The 1938-nt window shown below is 75.5% G+C and carries 1 protein-coding gene and 2 pseudogenes; 1 reads left to right on the top strand and 2 read right to left on the bottom strand.

The window, feature by feature from the left end:
• A pseudogene (locus GFJ45_RS16565) lies at positions 1 to 858 on the top strand (hypothetical protein); the annotation flags it as partial.
• Positions 859 to 920: 62 nt separating this feature from the next.
• Here GFJ45_RS16565 and GFJ45_RS15945 read toward each other — a convergent pair.
• Together GFJ45_RS15945 and GFJ45_RS16560 are read right to left on the bottom strand one after the other, a co-directional pair.
• On the bottom strand, positions 921 to 1622 hold the full coding sequence (locus tag GFJ45_RS15945) for a thymidine kinase (RefSeq protein WP_153399049.1): 702 nt from the start codon (positions 1620 to 1622) through the stop codon (positions 921 to 923).
• 10 nt (positions 1623 to 1632) lie between these two features.
• Positions 1633 to 1938, bottom strand: a pseudogene (locus tag GFJ45_RS16560) (alkaline phosphatase family protein); the annotation flags it as partial.

Genomic DNA, 1938 nt, shown 5'->3' with positions numbered 1-1938 from the left:
GCCGCCGAGGAGGACCCCGCGGCCGTCCCGGGCCGGGAGGACGTGCCCGAGGACCTGCTGCCGCTGGAGGAGCTGCGCTACGACCCGGCCACCATGGGGCTGCCGCCCGCCGCGCACGGCCGGCCCGACGCCGAGCCGCCGGCCGAGGAGCTCCCGGAGGCCGAGTACACCTCCGAGCCGCAGGAGGAGGACGTCGCCGCCGAGGCCGCGCCCGCTGTGGTGAGCGGCCCGGACGACATCGCCGAGGCGCCCTCCCCCGACACCGAGGGCGAGACCGAGGGCGCCGAGGAGACCGGTGACGAGGAGGCCGGTGACGAGGAGGCCGGTGACGAGGAGGCCGGTGAGGAGGAGGTCGAGGACCGCAGCCCCCGGGAGGCGACGCTGGAGGACTTCTTCGGCGGCGACTTCGAGGACGACGAGGGCGACGAGGGCAAGCAGTCCGACGAGGACGAGCTGACCGCCGAGCAGCCGGAAGAGGCCGAGGAGCCGGAGGAAACCGAGGAGCCGGAGCCGGAGGAGCAGCAGAGTCGGGAGTTCGAGGGTGACCTCGAGCCCGAGCCGGAGCCCGAGCCCGAGCCTGAACCAGAGACCGAGGAGGCGCCGGCGCAGCGGGGCGAGCAGGAGCCGGCCCGGGAGCAGCCGGCGGAGGAGGTGTCCCGGCCGCACGTGGAGGAGGACGCCGGGCCGGCGCTGGTGGCCGTCGCCGACCCCGAGGACGTCGAGGACGAGCCCGCGGGGTCAGCTGCGTCCACCGAGAGCGAGGAGCCCCCGGCCAAGCCCGCCGGCTCCCGTCGCAAGGGCCGCCCCAGCGTGCCGAGCTGGGACGACATCATGTTCGGGGCCCGCGACCAGCGCTGAGGGCACCCGGCTCGCCGCCCCACCACGCCGGCGCCCACGGCTGGGCGCCCCCTCGGGTCAGGTCACGGGCGAGGCGTCGGCAGCGGGCACAGGTCCAGGTCGAACGGCAGCGTGTCCGGGGACGCCGCCTGGGCCCGCGCCGCCTGGGAGCTCATCCGCCGCATGTAGTGGCGACGGCACAGCACCTCGTACTCGACCCGACCGGGGCCGGGCGCCGCCGCGTCCTCGGGCCCGTCGCCGACGTCGCCGACCACGACCTGCTCCCCCTCGACGACCATGGTCCCGTCGACGACCCGGGCGTTGTGGGTCGCCGTCCGGCCGCACCAGCACAGCGCCTCCACCTGCAGCACCTCGGTCCGGTCGGCCAGCTCGATCAGCCGCTGGGAGCCCGGGAACAGCTGGGCGCGGAAGTCGGCGGTGATGCCGAAGGCGAAGGCGTCGATGCTCACCTCGTCCACCAGCCGGGCCAGCTGCTCGACCTGCGCGCGGGTGTAGAACTGCGCCTCGTCACAGATGAGGTAGTCCACCCGCCGGCCGTGGGTGACCTGCCGGACCACCAGCTCCCAGAAGTCCAGCTCCTCGGTGACCTCGATGGCCTGCCGCGACAGCCCCAGCCGGGAGGAGAGCAGCGACTGGCCGGCGCGGTCGTGCTGGGAGAAGATCAGCCCCGCCCGCCCCCGGGCGGCGTGGTTGTGGTCCATCTGCAGCGCCAGCGTCGACTTCCCGCAGTCCATGGTCCCGGTGAAGAAGACGAGCTCGGCCACGGCAGGGAGTCTACGAGGGCGGCCGGTGCCGCAGCGGCAGCGCCGTCTCGGCGAGCGTCAGCGAGCCGTGGTGGCCGCGCAGCGCGACCACGCGCGACCGGAGCTCCCGCGAGTCGAGCACGGTGCTGGTGCCCCGCATCGCCACGACCAGGTCGCCGATCCGCGGCAGCACCTCGGGGTCCACCCGCGGACCGAACCACCCGGCCGCCACCGCCTCCTCGCGGGTCAGCACCAGCGCCGCCGTGCCCAGCACCTCGCGCCAGGTAGCGGCGACGTCGGCCGCCGCACCCGGGCGCACCGTGTGGACCACCCGCTG

This window comes from Ornithinicoccus halotolerans, assembly GCF_009602535.1.
In the GTDB taxonomy this organism is placed as follows: Bacteria; Actinomycetota; Actinomycetes; order Actinomycetales; family Dermatophilaceae; genus Ornithinicoccus; species Ornithinicoccus halotolerans.
The sequence above is the reverse complement of the archived record's forward strand: the minus strand, read 5'-3'. Positions and strand labels throughout refer to the sequence as shown.